Source organism: Nonomuraea sp. NPDC049750, from assembly GCF_040659625.1.
In the GTDB taxonomy this organism is placed as follows: domain Bacteria; phylum Actinomycetota; class Actinomycetes; order Streptosporangiales; family Streptosporangiaceae; genus Nonomuraea.
The window spans coordinates 140,621-157,975 of sequence record NZ_JBFANB010000026.1 but is presented as its reverse complement, the minus strand read 5'-3'; the positions used below and the strand labels follow the sequence as shown (position 1 = coordinate 157,975).

Genomic DNA, 17,355 nt, shown 5'->3' with positions numbered 1-17,355 from the left:
AAAACGCTCGACTGGGACACCCCAGCCGAGCGCTTGCGTGATCTACTGACCACCTAAAACACCAGCGGTGTTGCAACGACCCCTTGAAACCGCCCTGAGCCGGGCCCTTCGACCAGCGGGTGTCAGTGCTCGGTGGCCTTCTCGGCGCCGACACCGGTGAGCGAGCGGACCTCGATCTCGGCGTACTTGGCCGCGTTGTACTCCTTGCTCAAGATCGTGCCGAGGTAGCCGAACAGGAAGCCCAGCGGGATCGAGATGATGCCCGGGTTGCTCAGCGGGAACCAGTTGAAGTGCGCCGTCTTGAACAGGGCCGTCTCCGAGCCGGACACCACCGGCGAGAAGATGACCAGCAGCAGGGCGGAGATCAGGCCGCCGTAGATGGCGCTGACCGCGCCCGCCGTGTTGAACCTCTTCCAGAACAGGCTGTAGAGGATCGCCGGCAGGTTGCCCGAGGCGGCCACCGCGAACGCCAGCGCCACCAGGAACGCGACGTTCTGCCCCTGCGCCAGGATGCCGAGGCCGATCGCGACCGCGCCGATGACGAAGGCCGAGATGCGGGCCACCAGCACCTCTTCGCGCTCGGTGGCGTTGCCGCGCCGGAACACGTGCGCGTACAGGTCGTGCGAGAAACTGGAGGAGGAGGCCAGCGTGAGCCCGGCCACCACGGCCAGGATCGTGGCGAAGGCCACCGCGCCGATCAGCGCCAGCAGGATGGTGCCGCCCGCCGAGCCGAGGAACGTCTCGCCGACGGCCTTGGCCAGTAGTGGTGCGGCCGTGTTGCCCGCCTTGTCCGAGGCGGCGATGGCCTTGCTGCCGACCAGGGCCGCCGCGCCGAAGCCCAGGACCAGGGTGAGCAGGTAGAACACGCCGATGATGCCGATGCCCCAGAGCACCGACTTGCGGGCGTCCTTGGCCGTCGGGACCGTGTAGAAGCGGATCAGGATGTGCGGCAGGCCCGCCGTGCCGAGGACCAGGGCGAGACCGAGGCTGATCAGGTCGATCTTGCCCGCGAGGCCCTGCGCCTCGGTGCCGTACTTGAGGCCGGGAATGAGGAAGTTGCCGTTCTTGCCGCTCTGCGTCGCCGCGTCGCCCAGCAGGGACGACAGGTTGAAGCCGTAGTGGCCCAGCACCAGGAGGGTGATCAGGGCGGCGCCGGTCATCAGCAGCACGGCCTTGACGATCTGCACCCAGGTGGTGCCCTTCATGCCGCCGAACACCACGTACACGATCATCAGGGCGCCCACCCCGACGATCGTCCACGCCTTGCCCGAAGGGCTGGTGATGCCGAGCAGCAGGCCGACCAGGGCGCCCGCGCCGACCATCTGCGCCAGCAGGTAGAAGATGCTCACCGTGATCGTGGACACGCCCGCGGCGGTCCTGACCGGGCGCGGGCTCATCCGGAAGGCCAGCACGTCGGCCATCGTGAACTTGCCGGAGTTACGCATCAGCTCGGCGACCAGCAGCAGCGCCACCAGCCACGCCACCAGGAAGCCGATGGAGTAGAGGAACCCGTCATAGCCGGACAGGGCGATGATGCCGGCGATGCCGAGGAACGACGCGGCCGACATGTAGTCGCCGCCGATCGCCAGGCCGTTCTGCACACCGCTGAACGAGCGGCCGCCGGCGTAGTAGTCGGCCGCGGTCTTCGTCTGCCTGCTGGCCCAGAACGTGATGACCAGCGTAAGCGCGACGAAGGTGAGGAAGAGAATGGTGGCCAGGGTCTCGGACTTCACTGGGTCTTCTCCTCGACCTCGTGGCGGAGCTTGTCGGCGATCGGGTCGAGCTTCTTGTCGGCGTGCCTGGAGTACGCCCACGCGATCCAGAACGTGGAGACGAACTGCAGCAGGCCGAAGACCAGCGCCACGTTGATGTTGCCGAGCAGCTTGATCCCCATGAAGTCACGCGCCCACCCGGACAGCACCACGTAGAGCAGGTACCACACCAGGAACGCCGCGGTCATCGGGAACGTCCACCGCCGGAAGCGCCGCTTCAGGTCCTGGAATTCGGCGCTCCTCTGGATCTCTTCATAGACGGATGCGTCATGTTTATTAGTCGTCACGAGTCCTCCACTGTGATGCGGATCACGCACAAGATAGGAGCGAAACCTATCCTTCGTGGAGGCCCCTGGGGAGGCTGTTCGGCGAGCCGCCGCAGCTCAGCGCCTAGTTGGGAGGGAGTTGCGGCGAAAGGTCGCATCCGCGCGATGAACGGTCACGACAGTTCGCGCTTGCGCCGCAGCAGTGCCGCCCGTCGCAGATGCGCCCGTACGGCCAGGACCGCCGAAACACCGATCAGCACCGCCCCGACGACCGATGCGACACCCTGGCGGGGGACGACCGCCTCCAGGCCCGCGGTCGTCACGACGGAGGCCGCCAACGCGATCCAGGCCGCGACGACCCGGTCCAGCGCGAACATCGGCACCCTTCGCGTCAGCGCCCAGCCCCCGTATCCGCTCCACACCAGGCACAGCGCCATCAACCCGCCGAACGCCACCTGCGTACGGCCCGGCAGCCCTCCCGGCTCGGTGGCCCAGAGCAGCCCGACGAAGACCAGCCCGGCCAGGCCCGCGACGAGCGCCACCACGGCCCCGATCCGCCTCGTCCGCGACAGCGACCCCGACAACCTGGCCAGCGCGTCATCCGGCGAGGGCCCATTCGAATCCTGCGTCATTGCTGAAATCCCCTTTCCGTGAGGTGCTCGCGCAGCAGGCGGCGGGCACGGTTGAGCCGGGACTTGACGGTGCCGGTGGGGATCGCGCAGATCTGGGCACAGTCCTCCACCGACAGGTCTTCCAGGTAGAACAGGACAAGGATCTCCCGCTCACGTACGGGCAGCCCGGCCAGCCCGGCGACCAGCTCGGCCCGGTCCACCAGGGCCGCGGCCGGGTCGTCCACCACCGGATCGGCGGTCAGCTCGGTCTCGGCCGCGCCGTACTCGTGGCGCAGCCGATCCATCACCGTCCGCCGGGCGATCGTGAACAGCCACGGCGCGAACCGGCCCGGTTCCTTGAGCCGGGGCAGGCCGCGCAGGACGGCCAGCCAGACCTCCTGTGTCACGTCATCGGCCGCGCCGGCGCCGAGCATCCGCCTGACGTATGTCCACAGCGGCGCGTGCCAGGCCCGCACCAACTCGGTCAGCGCCGCGCGCTCGCCGAGCTGGCATCTCACCACCAGTAACTCATCTGCCACCTTGCCTCCTTGCCAGCACAGTCGGGGTGAAAGGCCATCAGGTTCATACTTACTCTGAGTGATCAAATGACTACCCTGAGAGGCGATTGTGGTGGGCCTTCCCGACATGCTGATGTGTCGGCGTGATTCCATCCGAGGATCGGCTCTTCCGCGAGCTCAACGCGGCGATGGGGCAGGGTGCGAGCCCCGACGAGCTGGGTGCGGCGATCTCGCGCGCCGTCTCGCGGTGGGTGAGTCATGACGCGCTGCGGCTGGTCGGCACCAGCCCGGCGACCGGGCTGGGACTCGGGTCCTTCAGCTTCTGGCACCGCTACGAGCCGGCGCTCATCCGCGCGCTCGCGATGAGCCGCTACCTCGACGACGATCCGTGCCGCCCGGCCGCGCTGGCCCGGCGGCCCGTGCCGGTGGGCCTGGTGGGCGCGGGATGCGGCGGCAGCCGCTGCAGGCAGCACGGCGAGGGGCCGTGCGACCTGCACGGTGACCGGCTGACGCGGGAGGTGCTGCTGGCGCACGGTGCGGGCTGCGAACTCCGGCTGCTGCTGCGTGACTCCCACGGCGTGTGGGGGCTGCTCGGGCTGATCCGCTCGGAGGGCGGCCGGCCGTTCGGCGCCGAGGACGCGGACAGAGCGGTACGGCTGGCCCCGGCGCTGCTGGCCGCGCTGCGCCGCTATGTGACCGTCGCGCCGCTGACCCCGTCGTTCCCGGTGCTGCCCGCGGGCCTGATCGTGATAGGTGCCGACCACGCCGTCCGCTCGGTCACGCCGCAGGCCCGCGCGTGGCTGGCGCAGATGTGGACGCCCGGCCGGTGCGACCTGCCCGGCTGGCTGGCCGACACCTCGATGATCGGCCTGTCACTCGACACGCGGACGTACGCCCGCGACCCGGACTCCTGGCGCCCGCTGATCTGCGCGCCGGCGGCCAGCTTCGGCCGCTGGACGGTGATCGAGGGCCAGCCCCTGTCCCCCGACGGCGACGGCGACGTGGCCATCGTCATCCAGGCGGCCACCGGCCCGCTGCTGCTCCCGTCGTTCTGCGACTGGTACGGCATCACGCCGCGCGAACGATGCGTCGTGGAGTGCCTGTACGACGGCGCGGCCCCCAAGCAGATCGCCCGCCGCCTCGAACTGTCGGTGCACACGGTCAACGACCACCTGAAGGCGGTCTTCCGCAAGACCGGCGCCAGCGGCAGGGACGAGCTCATGGCCGCGCTCACCGGCTGACGGCCGTCACCCCTTGACCGCACCGGCCGTGAGCCCTTCGACGATGTAGCGGCGGATCGCGGCGAACAGCACCAGCGTCGGCAGCACCGAGACCACGGTGGCGGCGGCCATCGAGCCCCAGTCGATGTCGTACTGGGTGATGAAGGAGTTCATGGCGACGGGGATGGTCTTGGCGTCCTCGCTGTCGATGAACGTGATCGCCAGGAACAACTCGTTCCAGCACTGCACGAAGGCGAAGATGAACGTCGCGGCGATGCCCGGCAGCATCACCGGGATCACCACCCGGACCATGGCGACCAGCCGGGAGGCGCCGTCGACCTGCGCGGCCTCCTCCAGGGCCACGGGGATGCGCTCGTAGAAGCCGCGCATGATGATCGTGGAGAACGGCACCAGCATGGCGACGTACACGAGCATGAGCCCGGCCAGCCGGTTGAGCAGGTCGAGGTCGGACATCAGCAGGTAGAGCGGGCCGAGCGCGATGAACAACGGGAGCATCTGGGTGACCAGGAACGCCAGCATGAGCGCGCCCCGCCCGGGGAAGCTGAAGCGGGCCAGCGTGTAGCCGCCGAGCACGCCGATCATGGTCACCGCCCCGGCCGCCACCAGCGAGACGAGCAGGCTGTTGAGCAGGTAGGTGCCGAAGTCGGCGAAGGAGAACAGGTCCGCGTAGTGCTCGAACGTCACGTTGCCCGGCCAGTATTTGATCGGCATCGAGAAGATCTCGGCCTTGGGCTTGAGCGAGGTGACGACGATCCAGTAGAGGGGGAAGAGCGTGATCAGCAGCCAGACGCCGAGCACGATCGCTTTGGCCAGGCGTCTCATCCTTTCTTGAATCATCGGGCCTTCTCGAATCGGGTGGCGTTCAGGTAGAAGACGCTGAAGGCGAGCAGCAGGCCGAGGACGAGCATGCCGACCGCGCCCCCTCGGCCGTAGTCGCCGCCGATCACCTGCTGGATGAGGAACGTGGTGATGATGTCGGTGCTCCCCGCGGGTCCGCCGCCGGTCATCGAGTAGATCAGGTCGGGGAAGTTCAGGATCCAGATGATGCGCAGCAGCACGATCAGCGCCAGCGTCGGCCGGATGTGCGGCAGCGTCACATGCCAGAACTGCCTGAGCCGTGACGCCCCGTCCACGTCCGCCGCCTCATAGAGCTCACGGGGCACCGACTGCAGGGCCGCCATGATCATGATGGCGAAGAACGTCACGCCGTACCAGACGTTGGCGATGATGACCGAGGTCATCGCCCATCCGGGCGTCGCGAGGAAGCCGATGCGGTGCTCGATGATGCCGCTCCTGAGCAGCAGGTCGTTGATCACCCCGAACTGCCCGTTGAACATCCACCGCCACAGCAGCCCGATCAGGAACCCCGACATCGCCCAGGGGAAGAACACCCACGCCTGGTAGAGCCCCCGGCCGCGGAAGTGCCGCCGCAGCAGCAGCGCCAGCCCGAAGCCGAGGAAGAACTGGAAGAACAGCGACACGACCACCCAGGTGCCGGTGTTGCGGAGCGCCGTCCAGAACCGGTCCTCGGCCAGCACGGCGCGGAAGTTCTCCAGGCCCACGAACGGCGTCGAGGTCAGGTCGAACAGGTTGTACTGCTGGAAGGCGATGATCGCGCCGCGGATCACCGGGTAGTACGTGAAGAGCACCACGAAGACCACGCCGGGCAGCAGGCACAGGGCTATGAACCTGGCCTTGCGGGTGGTGAACGCGGGTCTGGCCGATCCCACGCTCACGAGACCTTCTTCGCCTGGTCCGTCCAGAACGCGTCCCACGACTTGAGCACCTCGGCCGTGGTCTTCTTGCCCGTGAGCAGCGCCTGCACATCACGGTCGGAGTCGACCTGGAACTGGCTCCAGCCCGGGTAGTCGACCGGCCGGATCGTGATCACCTGCTTGGGGTCCTGCTGCGCCTGGAGGTAGGCCTTCCAGGCGCCCTGGGAGAACTGCGGGTCGCTCTGGGCCTGCTTGGAGATCGGGATGAGCGAGTTGCCCTTGGCGAAGGCGACGCTCTGCTTGGCCTCCGACAGGAACTGCACCAGCTTGACCGCTTCCTTCGGGTGTTCGCTGAAGGACGTCACACCCCAGCCCGCGTAGCCGACCGGCTGGAAGGCGTAACCCGACGGACCCTTGGGGATCGGCGCCGTGGACCAGGTCTTGACCGAGCTCTCCTCGACCGTCTTGATCACCTCGGGGTCCTGGATGAGCATGCCGGTGACGCCCGAGGTGAAGCCCTGGACCATCTCCGGGTAGCCCCACGACACCGAGTCGGGCGGCGAGATCTCCTTGAAGATCTTCACGAACAGGTCCGTCGCCTGGACGGCCTCGGGGGTCGAGAAGATCGTCCGCTTGTCCTTGAGGAAGAAGGACTTCTCGGGGTTCAGGGCCTCGCCGTTGTAGGCGCTGATCATCTGGACCACGTAGTCGGCGCCGCCCTTGCCGCCCCGGAAGGAGTAGCCGAACCTGTCGCCGGAGGTCATCTTCTTGCCGGCCTCGTAGAGCTCCTGCCAGGTCGTGGGCGGCTGGGCCATGCCCCAGTCGGTCCGGTAGAACAGCGTGCGCTCATAGAAGCCGTACGGGATGAGGTACGGCTTGCCGCCGACCTCGACCGCCTTCTTCTGGGCCAGCTCGGTCAGGTCCGACCAGCCCGCCCATTCCGTGGTCGGCAGTACGGCCAGCCAGCCGTTGTTGGAGAAGGACTTGGCCGTGTGGTCGCGGACCTCCAGGACGTCCAGGCCCTTCTTCGTCTGCAGGATCTGGGTGATCTTCTGGTCGGCGCTGTCGAGTGGCGGCGAGATCAGCTCCACCTTGACCTTCGGGTTCGCCTTCTCGAAGTCCGCGATCAAGGTCTTGATCAGCTTCGTCCGTTCAGGGCTGGTCAGGCTCTCGATCATGCGCAGCCGTACCTCTCCGGAGGACGACCCGGAGCCGCAGCCCGCGAGTACCAGGGTTGCCGCGACCAAGGACGCGAGGAGGGGGGTTCTCATCTGAGCCTCCAGAGAGGAAAGACAGCGCTGTCAATCACGCTAGGGGACTGGCACCCTCCAGCGCTAGACCGAGGTCCTTGATCAATGTATCGGCGGGTTCCAGCCCGACCGACAGGCGGACCAGCCCGATCGGGATGCCCATGGTCGCTCGTACGCTCTCCTTGGTCGAGAGCGCGGGCGCGTTGACCAGACTCTCAAAGCCTCCCCAGGACACTCCGATCCTGAAATATCGCAACAAATCGATGAATGCTGCGACCACCGGCCGAGAGTCGGTGTCCAGTTCCAAGCTGAACAGGCTGGAGAAGCCGGACATCTGGCGAAGCGCCTGCGCGTGACCGGGATGCGAGGGCAGCCCCGGATAGTTGACCCGCCGCACCGCCGGATGATCCGCCAGGAACCCGGCAACCGCCAGCCCGCGTTCCTGGTGCGCCGCCATCCGTACCGGAAGTGTCCGCAGCCCCTTGATCACCTTGGCCGCGTCGTGCGGTGACATGGCCGCCCCGTAGAGCTGGTACTCGGTCAGCGCCAGCGGCCTGATGAGCCGCGACGGCCCGATCACCACGCCGCCGACCAGGTCGCTGTGGCCGCCGATGTACTTCGACAGCGAGTGCACGACCAGGTCCACCCCGAGCGTCAGCGGCTTCTGGAACAGCGGCGTGGACCAGGTGTTGTCCATCACCGTCACCAGCCCCCGCTCCCGCGCCCAGGCGGTCACCTCCGCGATGTCCACGACGGCGTAGGCCATGTAGGAGGGCGACTCGAAGTAGAGTAGGCGGGTGCTCGCCGTGATAGCGCTGTCACAGCCTTCGAGGTCATCGACGTGCGTATGCGTGACGCCGAACTTCTCCAGGTAACGCAGGAACTGGGTGGTGGGCCCATAGACCGCGCCCAGCACCAGCACATGGTCACCGGCCTTCACCAGCGAGGAGATGGTCGCGGCGATCGCGCCCATTCCCGAGGCGAAACACTTGGCCCGCTCCCCCCGCTCCAGCGCGGCAAGCTTGCGCTGCGCCAGGTCGACCGTCGGGTTGGTGCCCCGCCAGTAGACGTAGCGCTCGTCCTCGTTCCTGATCGCCTCACCCAGTTCGGCGGCCGTCTCGAAGGTGAACAGCGAGTTCTCGAACACGGGCGGGTTGACCGCGCCCAGCATCCACGGCTCGTCCTCGCCCAGCCGTCCACAGATCCATTCATCATCCATGGGGGCACCATATGACAGGCCACAAGGGAGCCATCAACCCGACCATGGCCGACGTCGCCCGGCGCGCGGGGGTGAGCCTGAAGACCGTCTCGCGGGTGGTCAACCAGGAGCCGCACGTGAGCGCGCCGCTGCGGCAGCGGGTCCAGGAGGCCATCAGCGCGCTCGGCTTCCGCCGCAACGAGGCGGCCAGCCGGCTGGCCCGCCGCGCCACCATGCTGACGCTCGGCCTGGTCATGGAGAACATCTCCAACGAGTTCTACTCCCGCCTGGCCAAGGCGGTGGAAGCGGCGGCGGCCGACCATGAGGCACTGGTCATCTTCGGCTCCTACGAGGAACGGCCGGAGCGGGAGCGGATGCTCGTGGAGTCCATGTACGCCCGGGGCGTCGACTCGCTGATCATCGTTCCGTCGGCCGCCGACCACGGCTGGCTCGGCGAGCACGGCGGCCTGACCACGGTGTTCGTGGACCGGGTGCCGCACGGCCTGGAGCAGGCGGACGTGGTGCTGCTGGACGACGTCAGGGGCGGCCGGATGGCGACGCAGCACCTGCTGGAGCACGGCCACCGGCGCATCGGGCTGATCTCCGACGACGACGGACTGAGCTCGGTCCACGACCGCGCCTCCGGCTACCGCGCGGCGCTGCGCGAGGCCGGGGTGGCGGTGGACGAGTCGCTGGTGGTGCGGGAGGTGTTCGACCCGTGGCGGGCCGGACAGGAGGTGACGCGCCTGCTGTCACTGGCCGACCCGCCGACCGCGTTCTTCGCCACCAACAACCGGGCCGCGATCGGCATCCTCCAGGCACTGCGCGAGCGTCCCGAACGCCCCGCGTTCGTGGGCTTCGACGACTTCGCACTGGCGGAGGTGTTCAACCCGGGGGTGACGGTGGTGCGCTACGACGTGACACGGCTGGGCCAAAGCGCGGTGGACCTGCTTCTGGACCCCTCGGACCAACCGCGGCGGGTCAAGGTCCCGGTCGAGCTGATCACCCGCGGCTCCGGCGAGCAGCCCCCTCAGGACCGGCCCTCTTAGGACGAGCGGGGCCGCCAGTCGCCGCGGTCCAGGTCGAGGTCCTCCGGGGTGTGCAGCCGGACCATGGTGCGCGCCACTCCCGCCGGGACCCGGTGCGGGGTCAGGAACGACACCGACACCATCACCGCGAAGGCGATCGGCACCGTCCAGGCGGCCGGCTGGGCCAGCAGCGCGCCCGCGAGCCCGTCGTACGGCCCGCCGGTGATCGTGGCCAGCACCGCCGCGCTGGCCAGTCCGCCGCCCACGAGCAGCCCGGCCAGCGCGCCCGTGGTGCTGAGGCGCCGCCACCAGATGCCGAGCACGAGCAGCGGGCAGAACGACGAGGCCGCCACCGCGAACGCCAGCCCCACCACGTCGGCCACCGGCAGGGCCCGCGCCCACAGCGCCAGGGCCAGCGGCACCGCGACCGCCATGAGCGTGGCGGCCCTGAACGAGCGGACGCTGCCCTTGAGCAGGTCCTGGGCGATAACCCCGGCCACCGACACGGTCAGCCCCGACGAGGTGGACAGGAACGCCGCGAACGCCCCCGCCGTGACCAGCGCGGTCAGCAGGTCGCCCAGGGTGCCGCCGACCATCCGCTCCGGCAGGGTCAGCACGACCGCGTCGGTCCCCACCAGTTCGGGTACGTACAACCGGCCCAGCCAGCCGTACAGCGCGGGCAGCAGGTAGAACGCGCCGAGCAGCGACAGGACCACGAGCGTGGTGCGGCGCGCGGTCCGGCCGTCGGGGTTGGTGTAGAAGCGGACGAGCACGTGCGGCAGGCCCATCGTGCCTAGGAAGGTGGCCAGGATCAGCGAGTACGTCGAGTACAGGCCGTACTCCTTGCCGCCGGCCAGCGGCACCTGCCAGGTGGCCGCGTCGGCGGCGCTCACCGCGGGCGCCCCGTCCGCGCGCCACGCCATGAGCAGGAACACCAGCGGTATGGCCAGCGCCGTCAGCTTGAGCCAGTACTGGAACGCCTGCACGAACGTGATCGACCGCATGCCGCCCGACAGCACGTTGACCGCGACCACGGCCGCCACCAGCAGCCCGCCCACCCACACCGGCGCCCCGGTGACGGTCCGCAGCACCAGGCCCGCGCTCTGGAACTGCGGCATCAGGTAGAGCCAGCCGATGAGCACGACGAGCACGCTGGCCGTGCGGCGCACGGTCATCGACTCCAGCCTGGCCTCGGCGAAGTCGGGCAGCGTGTACGCGCCCGAGCGGCGCAACGGCGCGGAGACCAGCACCAGCAGCACTAGGTAGCCACCGGTCCAGCCGACGGGCAGCCACAGCATGTCGGCGCCGAACGACAGGATCAGCCCCGCCACCCCGAGGAACGACGCCGCCGACAGGTACTCGCCGCCGATCGCCGAGGCGTTCCACAGCGGGCTGACCGAGCGGGAGGCGACGTAGAAGTCGGAGGTCGTACGGGAGAACCGGATGCCGAACGCCCCGATGAGCACGGCCGCCACCACCACGATGACGACCGCGGCGAGGCTCATGGGCGTTCGACCAGGTCGGCGAAGTGGCGCTCGTTGCGTTCGGCCTGCCGTACGTAGAGCCAGGCGCCCACGACGAAGGCGGGGTAGATGAGACCGGCGAGCACCGCCCACGGCAGCGGGATGCCCAGCAGGTCCGCCTCGCGCAGCTCCGGGATGGCCAGGAACAGCAGCGGCAGACCGCACACCACGCACGCCAGCACCGTGCAGACGAACAGCGCCAGCCGGAACTGGGTGCGCAGCAGCGAGCGCATGTACACCTCGCCGAGGTGCGTCTGCTCGTCGATCTCGCGGGTGGCCGGGTAGCGGGGGCGGCGCGCGGCGGCGGTGCGGGGGCTCGTCACCGTGACCCGGCGCGCGGTGTCGTGGCGGGCGAGCGGCGCCCGGCGGGCGGGGCGGGGCTCCGGGCTCACTCCGGCCGTCCTCTCTTGGCCCTGCGGACGAGCATGTCGCGCAGTTCGCGGGTGTGGCGGCGGCTGACCGGGATCTCGGTGTCGCCGACCCGGACCGTGCACTTGCCCGAGTCGATGTGCAGCTCCTCGATGTGCTTGACCGCGACCAGGTGGCTGCGGTGCACCCGGACGAACCCGGCCGAGGCCCAGCGGTCCTCCAGCGTGGCCAGCGGGATGCGTACCAGGTGGCTGCCGGCGGCGGTGTGCAGGCGGGCGTAGTCGCCGTGCGCCTCGACGTACACCACGTCGGCGCTGGAGACGAACCGGGTCACGCCGCCCAGTTCAACCGGGATGGTGTCGGACTCGCCGAGCTCGACCGGCACGTCGGCCGAGACGGCCACCCGTCTGATCGCCTCGGCCAGCCGTTCGGGGCGCACCGGTTTGAGCAGGTAGTCCTCGGCCTTGATCTCGAAGGCGTCGACCGCGTGCTCCTCGTACGCGGTGACGAACACGACCCGGGGCGGGTTGGCGAACTGCGACAGCAGCCGCCCGAGCACCACGCCGTCGAGCCCGCGCATCCTGATGTCGAGGAAGACGGCGTCGATCGGCCGGCCGTCGGCGATGGCACGGTCGAGCAGCTTCAGCGCCGCGGCGCCGTCCCTCGCGGTGGCCACCTCCCCAATGCGTGAGTCGGCGCGCAGTAAGTACGAAAGGTCTTCCAGAGCGGGTAGCTCGTCGTCGACGGCGAGGACCCGGAGTTGTGCCATACACAGTGATAAAACCGACAACAAAGATCGAGGTCAACGGGCCGAGACGCCGGGGTGATACTTCGGCAACCTGATGTTGACCTTCGTGCCCGCGCCGGGGCCCGTCTCGACGACCAGCCCGTACTCGTCCCCGTACACCTGGCGCAGCCGCTCGTCCACGTTGGCCAGCCCCACGCCGCCCGCGGGGGCTATCTCACCTGCGAGGATGCGGCGCAGCTTGTCGGGCTCCATGCCGAGGCCGTCGTCCTCGACGCTGAGGCGGCACTCGGCTCCGGCGTCCTCGGCGACGATCGTGATGCGGCCGACGCCGTTCTTGCTCTCCAGGCCGTGGCGGACGGCGTTCTCCACCAGCGGCTGCAGGCACAGGAAGGGCACCGCGACGGGCAGCACCTCGGGGGCGATGCGGAGGGTCACCTGGAGCTGGTCGCCGAAACGGGCGCGTTCCAGGATCAGGTAGCGGTCGATCGAGCGCAGCTCCTCGGCCAGCGTGGTGAACTCGCCGTGCCGGCGGAAGGAGTAGCGGGTGAAGTCGGCGAACTCCAGCAGCAGCTCGCGGGCGCGTTCCGGGTCGGTGCGGACGAACGACGCGATCGTGGTAAGCGAGTTGTAGATGAAGTGCGGCGAGATCTGCGCCCGCAGCGCCCGTACCTCGGCCTCCATCAGCAGGGTGCGGGAGCGGTCCAGCTCGGCCAGCTCCAGCTGTGAGTCCACCCAACCGGCCACCTCCTGGGCGGCCCTGACCAGCCCCGCCGAGGCGTGCGGGCCGTAGGCCGCCAGCGCGCCGACGACCCGGTCGTCGGTGGTGAGCGGTACGACCACGGCGTGCCGGATCGGGCATTCGAGCAGCTCGCACTCGATGGCGAGCACCTGGGTGCGCCCGTCCTTCAGCGTCGCGCCCGCGTGCTCGAACGCCTGACCCGCGTGGTGCTCCCCCGCGCCGTCGTAGACGAGCAGCCGCTTCCCGTCGGTGATCGCCAGCGCCGACGAGCCGAGCAGCGTACGCAGGTGCCGCGACGCCTTCTGGACGGCCTCCTCGGTCAGCCCGGCGCGCAGCGGCGGCCCGGCCAGGGACGCGGTGTGCAGGGTCTCGAACGTGGCCCGCTCGGCCGGGCTGGTGCCCAGCTCGCGCCGCCCGCGCAGGACCCTCCAGAGCACGATCGCGGGCACGCCCACGAGCACGGTCACCACGGCGACTCCGACCAGGTATTCCACGCCGCCGGAGCCTAGCGCCCGCCTTGACGCTTCGACAGTCCCGATCTACGTTCCGACAAAGAGCAAGGAGTTCCTGTCATGGGCCTCGATCCGAAGAACTGGGCCGGCCTGAAACCATTCGGGCTCGGCGAGCAGAAGCCCAACAACTACCTCGAGATCTGGAAGGCCGTCCGCGAGAACCGCGGTCAACGGCGGTATGCCTGGCGGATCCTGCGTGACGGCGCCTGTGACGGCTGCGCGCTCGGCACCACCGGCATGCGCGACTGGACGATGGACGAGGTCCATCTGTGCAACATCCGCCTGCGGCTGCTGCGGCTGAACACGATGCCACCGCTGGACGGCGGCCTGCTGGCGGACGTGTCGAAGCTGGCCGGCAAGAGCAGCGCGGAGTTACGCGACCTGGGCCGGCTGCCGTACCCGATGCTGCGGGAGAGCGGCGACGCCGGGTTCCGGCGGATCGGCTGGGACGAGGCGCTGAACCTGGCCGCCGACCGGCTCCGGCAGGCCGGGCCGGACAAGTTCGGCCTCTACATGACCAGCCGCGGCGAACCCAACGAGAACTACTTCGCCGCGCAGAAGGCCGTACGCGCGCTGGGCGGCAACTCGATCGACAACGCGGCCAGGATCTGCCACTCGCCCTCGACCGTGGCGCTGAAGGGGTCGCTCGGCGTGGCCGCCACCACCTGCTCCTACACGGACTGGATCGGCAGCGACCTGATCGTCTTCATCGGCTCGAACGTGGCCAACAACCAGCCGGTCGCGATGAAGTACCTCTACCACGCCAAGAAGGCGGGCACGAAGGTCGCGGTGGTCAACACCTACCGCGAGCCCGGCATGGACAAGTACTGGGTGCCGTCGAACATCGAGAGCGCGGTCTTCGGCACCAGGATCACCGACCGGTTCTTCCTGGTGAACGTGGGCGGCGACGTCGCGTTCCTCAGCGGCGTGCTCAAAATGATGATCGACAACAACTGGGTGGACCACGAGTTCGTCGACTCGCACACCGCGGGCTACGCGGAGCTGGCCGAGTCCCTGAGCAAGCGCTCGTACGAGGAGCTGAGCGCGCTCTCCGGGGCCTCGGAGGACGACATGCGCGAGCTGGCCAGGATGCTCCACGAGGCGAAGACGGCCGTGCTGGTGTGGTCGATGGGCGTCACTCAGCACGAGTTCGGCGAGGACAACGTCCGGTCGATCATCAACCTGGGGCTCACCAAGGGCTTTGTGGGCCGGGAGAAGTCCGGGCTGATGCCCATCCGCGGCCACAGCGGCGTGCAGGGCGGCGCCGAGATGGGCGCCTACAGCACGGCACTGCCGGGCGGCCTGGCCGTCACCCCGGAGAACGCCGCCACGTTCGCGGACCTGTGGGGCTTCGAGGTGCCCTCCTCGCCCGGCCGCACCGCCCCCGAGATGCTGGAGGCCGACCTGGACGTGCTGATCTCCAGCGGCGGCAACTTCCTGGAGGTCCTGCCCGACCCGGCCGCCTGCCGCCGGGCGCTGGCCCGGATCCCGCTGCGGGTGCACATCGACATCTGCCTGTCGAGCCAGATGCTGGTGGAGCCCGGCTCCGCGGTGCTCCTGCTGCCCGCCCAGACCCGCTACGAGATGATCGGCGGGGTGACGGCCACCTCCACGGAGCGGCGGATCATCTTCTCCCCCGAGATCCCCGGCCCGCGCGTCCCCGAGGCCTGGCCGGAGTGGAAGATCACCACCGAACTGGCCGCCCTAACACGTCCCGAAATTTCGGAACACGTGCGCTATACCGGCACGCCGCAGATCCGCGAGGACATCGCCCGATCCGTCCCCACCTACGCGGGCATCGAGAGCCTCAAGGCCAAGGGCGACCACCTCCAGTACGGCGGCCCGCTGCTCTGCGCGGGCTGGAAGTTCCCCACCCCCGACGGCCGGGCGCGCTTCTCGGTGGTCGAGGTGCCACCGCTGAATCGCCCCGACGGCACGTTCGTGGTCACCACCCGCCGGGGCAAGCAGTTCAACTCGATGGTGTACGAGAAGCGCGACGCCCTGACCGGAGCCACCCGCGAGGCCGTGCTGATGAACCCGATCGACGCCGACCGGCTCGGCCTGAAGGACGGCGACCCGGTACGGCTGAAGAGCGACACCGGCGAGCTGACCGGGCGGGTCGTGCGCGCCCCCGTCACGCCGGGCAACCTGCAGGTCCACTGGCCGGAGGGCGAAGTGCTCATCGACCGGAACAAACGCTCGCCACAGGCGGGCATCCCCGACTACAACGCGGTGGTGAGGGTCGGATGAATCGCTGGTTACTCGCGGCGGCCGCGGTACTCTTCCAGCTCGCGCTGGGCGCCGTCTATTCCTGGAGCGTGTTCTCCAAGGCGCTCCAGGCCAAGGCGAGCGACTTCGACCTCACCAAGGCGGAGGCCGCGCTGCCGTTCTCGGTGACGATCGGCATGATCTTCCTGGGCACCTTCATCGGCGGCCGGATCCAGGACGTACGCGGCCCGCGACCGGTCGCCCTGTCGGGCGGCGTGCTCTACTCGCTCGGCATCCTGCTGGCCGGCTTCGCCGCCGACCACTCGCGGTTATGGCTGCTCATCCTCGGCTACGGCGTCATCGCGGGCTTCGGCCTCGGGCTCGGTTACATCGTGCCTATCGCCATGCTGCAGAAGTGGTTCCCGGACAAGCGCGGGCTGATCACCGGGATCGCGGTGGGCGGCTTCGGCTTCGGCGCCGTGGTGACCTCGCCCGTCGCGCAACGGCTGGTCGAGGCCAACCCGGCGGTGCCGACCAAGGCGTTCCTCACGCTGGGCGTGGCGTATCTGGTGATGACGCTGGTGGGCGCGTTCTTCTTCCGCAACCCGCCGGCCGACTACCAGGTGGCCGCGACGGGGCGGATCGCCGCCAGCGGGCGCGAGTACACGCAGGGCGAGGCGCTGCGTACGCCGCAGTGGTATCTGCTGGCCGCCATCCTCTGCCTCAACGTGACGGCGGGCATCGCGCTCATCTCGGTGATCAGCTCGGCCGCCACGTCCATCGCCGGCTACACCGCGGCCGCCGCGGCCACGCTGACCGGTGTCATGGGGCTGTTCAACGGCGCCGGGCGGATCTTCTGGGGCTGGATCTCGGAGCGGACCGGGCGGATGTTCGCCTTCGCCGGGATGCTCGGCCTGCAGGGGATCTGCTTCCTGCTGCTCGGCCACGCCTCGCAGGTGGCGGTGTTCGCGGTGCTGTCGGCGGTGGTCTACCTCTGTTACGGCGGCGGGTTCGGCACCATGCCCGCCACCGCAGGTGACTTCTTCGGTCTGCGCAACGCGGGCGGCATCTACGGGCTGATGATCGTGGCCTGGAGCGTCGGCGGGATCGTCGGGCCGCTGCTCGCGGCGGCGCTCATCTCGGGCGACAACTACACCACGGCGTTCACCGTGATCGGGATCATCGCGCTGGTGGCCCTCGTGCTGCCGCTCGTCACCCGGCCGCCGAAGGCCGAGCGGGTCGTCACTGCGCAGGAAGCGCTTTAGCGATCAGCTCGGCGTAGGACCGCGCCTCCTCCTCCGAGGCGTACTTGGTGCGGGGCCAGAAGAAACCGCGCAACCCGTCCTTCGGGTTGCGCGGCACCACGTGGACGTGCAGGTGCGCCACGCTCTGGCTGATGCGGTTGTTCATCGCGACGAACGTACCGGCCGCCTCCAGCCCCTCCTCGACCGCGCGGGTCAGCAGCTGGACCCGCTCGAAGAAGGGGCCGACGTCGCCGAGGTCGCCGAAGGTCTCGACATGGAGCCTCGGTACGACCAGGACGTGGCCCTTGAAGACCGGGCGAACGTCGAGGAAGGCGACGACCACCGCGTCGGAGTGGACGATGTGGGCGGTCCGCTCGCCCGCGACGATCTCGCAGAACAGGTCGTTGCTCACC

General features: G+C 69.2%; 17 protein-coding genes. 4 read left to right on the top strand and 13 right to left on the bottom strand.

What is annotated here, in order from left to right; all coding sequences use genetic code 11:
* Nucleotides 1–122 precede the first annotated feature (122 nt).
* From AB0J16_RS44455 to AB0J16_RS44440, 4 genes are all read right to left on the bottom strand, one after another.
* Nucleotides 123–1,733, bottom strand: coding sequence for a cation acetate symporter (locus tag AB0J16_RS44455; RefSeq protein WP_358551462.1), 1,611 nt, complete (start codon nucleotides 1,731–1,733; stop codon nucleotides 123–125).
* Nucleotides 1,730–2,059 carry a DUF485 domain-containing protein gene (locus AB0J16_RS44450; RefSeq protein ID WP_358551460.1) on the bottom strand — a complete coding sequence of 110 codons (330 nt, stop codon included), beginning with the start codon at nucleotides 2,057–2,059 and terminating at the stop codon, nucleotides 1,730–1,732. Before AB0J16_RS44450 ends, AB0J16_RS44455 begins: the two co-directional genes overlap by 4 nt.
* A 152-nt stretch (nucleotides 2,060–2,211) precedes the next feature.
* Nucleotides 2,212–2,670 carry a hypothetical protein gene (locus AB0J16_RS44445; RefSeq protein ID WP_358551458.1) on the bottom strand — a complete coding sequence of 153 codons (459 nt, stop codon included), beginning with the start codon at nucleotides 2,668–2,670 and terminating at the stop codon, nucleotides 2,212–2,214.
* A complete protein-coding gene (locus AB0J16_RS44440; protein WP_358551456.1) occupies nucleotides 2,667–3,188 on the bottom strand; it encodes a sigma-70 family RNA polymerase sigma factor in 522 nt (173 codons plus the stop codon). The genes AB0J16_RS44445 and AB0J16_RS44440 overlap by 4 nt, the downstream gene beginning before the upstream one ends.
* A 122-nt stretch (nucleotides 3,189–3,310) precedes the next feature.
* Between AB0J16_RS44440 and AB0J16_RS44435 the strand changes: the two genes are divergently transcribed.
* The gene (locus AB0J16_RS44435; RefSeq protein WP_358551454.1) at nucleotides 3,311–4,408 is read left to right on the top strand and encodes a helix-turn-helix transcriptional regulator; all 1,098 of its coding nucleotides are present in this window, start codon (nucleotides 3,311–3,313) and stop codon (nucleotides 4,406–4,408) included.
* A gap of 6 nt (nucleotides 4,409–4,414) precedes the next feature.
* On the opposite strand, the gene AB0J16_RS44430 is transcribed toward AB0J16_RS44435, so the two are convergent.
* Genes AB0J16_RS44430 through AB0J16_RS44415 form a run of 4 tightly spaced genes read right to left on the bottom strand, consistent with a single transcriptional unit; the run spans nucleotide 4,415 to nucleotide 8,592 of the window.
* Nucleotides 4,415–5,245: a carbohydrate ABC transporter permease gene (locus AB0J16_RS44430; RefSeq protein ID WP_358551452.1), complete on the bottom strand. Its 831-nt coding sequence runs from the start codon at nucleotides 5,243–5,245 to the stop codon at nucleotides 4,415–4,417.
* Nucleotides 5,242–6,144 carry a sugar ABC transporter permease gene (locus AB0J16_RS44425; RefSeq protein ID WP_357951147.1) on the bottom strand — a complete coding sequence of 301 codons (903 nt, stop codon included), beginning with the start codon at nucleotides 6,142–6,144 and terminating at the stop codon, nucleotides 5,242–5,244. The genes AB0J16_RS44430 and AB0J16_RS44425 overlap by 4 nt, the downstream gene beginning before the upstream one ends.
* Complete coding sequence (locus tag AB0J16_RS44420) at nucleotides 6,141–7,394, bottom strand: sugar ABC transporter substrate-binding protein (protein ID WP_358551450.1); 1,254 nt, start codon at nucleotides 7,392–7,394, stop codon at nucleotides 6,141–6,143. The genes AB0J16_RS44425 and AB0J16_RS44420 overlap by 4 nt, the downstream gene beginning before the upstream one ends.
* 34 nt (nucleotides 7,395–7,428) lie before the next feature.
* Nucleotides 7,429–8,592 carry an aminotransferase class I/II-fold pyridoxal phosphate-dependent enzyme gene (locus AB0J16_RS44415; protein WP_358551448.1) on the bottom strand — a complete coding sequence of 388 codons (1,164 nt, stop codon included), beginning with the start codon at nucleotides 8,590–8,592 and terminating at the stop codon, nucleotides 7,429–7,431.
* Between the two features lie 11 nt (nucleotides 8,593–8,603).
* On the opposite strand from AB0J16_RS44415, the gene AB0J16_RS44410 reads away from it, so the two are divergent.
* Nucleotides 8,604–9,620 carry a LacI family DNA-binding transcriptional regulator gene (locus AB0J16_RS44410; protein WP_358551446.1) on the top strand — a complete coding sequence of 339 codons (1,017 nt, stop codon included), beginning with the start codon at nucleotides 8,604–8,606 and terminating at the stop codon, nucleotides 9,618–9,620.
* Here AB0J16_RS44410 and AB0J16_RS44405 read toward each other — a convergent pair.
* From AB0J16_RS44405 to AB0J16_RS44390, 4 genes are read right to left on the bottom strand one after another with little or no spacing between them, the layout of a single operon-like run.
* Complete coding sequence (locus tag AB0J16_RS44405) at nucleotides 9,617–11,104, bottom strand: cation acetate symporter (RefSeq protein WP_358551444.1); 1,488 nt, start codon at nucleotides 11,102–11,104, stop codon at nucleotides 9,617–9,619. The two genes, AB0J16_RS44410 and AB0J16_RS44405, sit on opposite strands and share 4 nt — an antisense overlap.
* Entirely contained in the window at nucleotides 11,101–11,514 is a 414-nt protein-coding gene (locus tag AB0J16_RS44400) for a hypothetical protein (protein WP_358551442.1), read from the bottom strand. The genes AB0J16_RS44405 and AB0J16_RS44400 overlap by 4 nt, the downstream gene beginning before the upstream one ends.
* On the bottom strand, nucleotides 11,511–12,260 hold the full coding sequence (locus AB0J16_RS44395) for a LytTR family DNA-binding domain-containing protein (protein WP_358551440.1): 750 nt from the start codon (nucleotides 12,258–12,260) through the stop codon (nucleotides 11,511–11,513). The genes AB0J16_RS44400 and AB0J16_RS44395 overlap by 4 nt, the downstream gene beginning before the upstream one ends.
* Before the next feature lie 33 nt (nucleotides 12,261–12,293).
* Nucleotides 12,294–13,472, bottom strand: coding sequence for a histidine kinase (locus AB0J16_RS44390; protein ID WP_357951129.1), 1,179 nt, complete (start codon nucleotides 13,470–13,472; stop codon nucleotides 12,294–12,296).
* 78 nt (nucleotides 13,473–13,550) lie between these two features.
* Here AB0J16_RS44390 and AB0J16_RS44385 point away from each other — a divergent pair, with 78 nt between their 5' ends.
* Nucleotides 13,551–15,740 carry an FdhF/YdeP family oxidoreductase gene (locus tag AB0J16_RS44385; RefSeq protein WP_358551438.1) on the top strand — a complete coding sequence of 730 codons (2,190 nt, stop codon included), beginning with the start codon at nucleotides 13,551–13,553 and terminating at the stop codon, nucleotides 15,738–15,740.
* Complete coding sequence (locus AB0J16_RS44380; protein ID WP_358551436.1) at nucleotides 15,737–16,963, top strand: OFA family MFS transporter; 1,227 nt, start codon at nucleotides 15,737–15,739, stop codon at nucleotides 16,961–16,963. The genes AB0J16_RS44385 and AB0J16_RS44380 overlap by 4 nt, the downstream gene beginning before the upstream one ends.
* On the opposite strand, the gene AB0J16_RS44375 is transcribed toward AB0J16_RS44380, so the two are convergent.
* Nucleotides 16,941–17,354: an HIT family protein gene (locus AB0J16_RS44375; RefSeq protein ID WP_358551434.1), complete on the bottom strand. Its 414-nt coding sequence runs from the start codon at nucleotides 17,352–17,354 to the stop codon at nucleotides 16,941–16,943. The two genes, AB0J16_RS44380 and AB0J16_RS44375, sit on opposite strands and share 23 nt — an antisense overlap.
* Nucleotide 17,355: the final 1 nt, after the last annotated feature.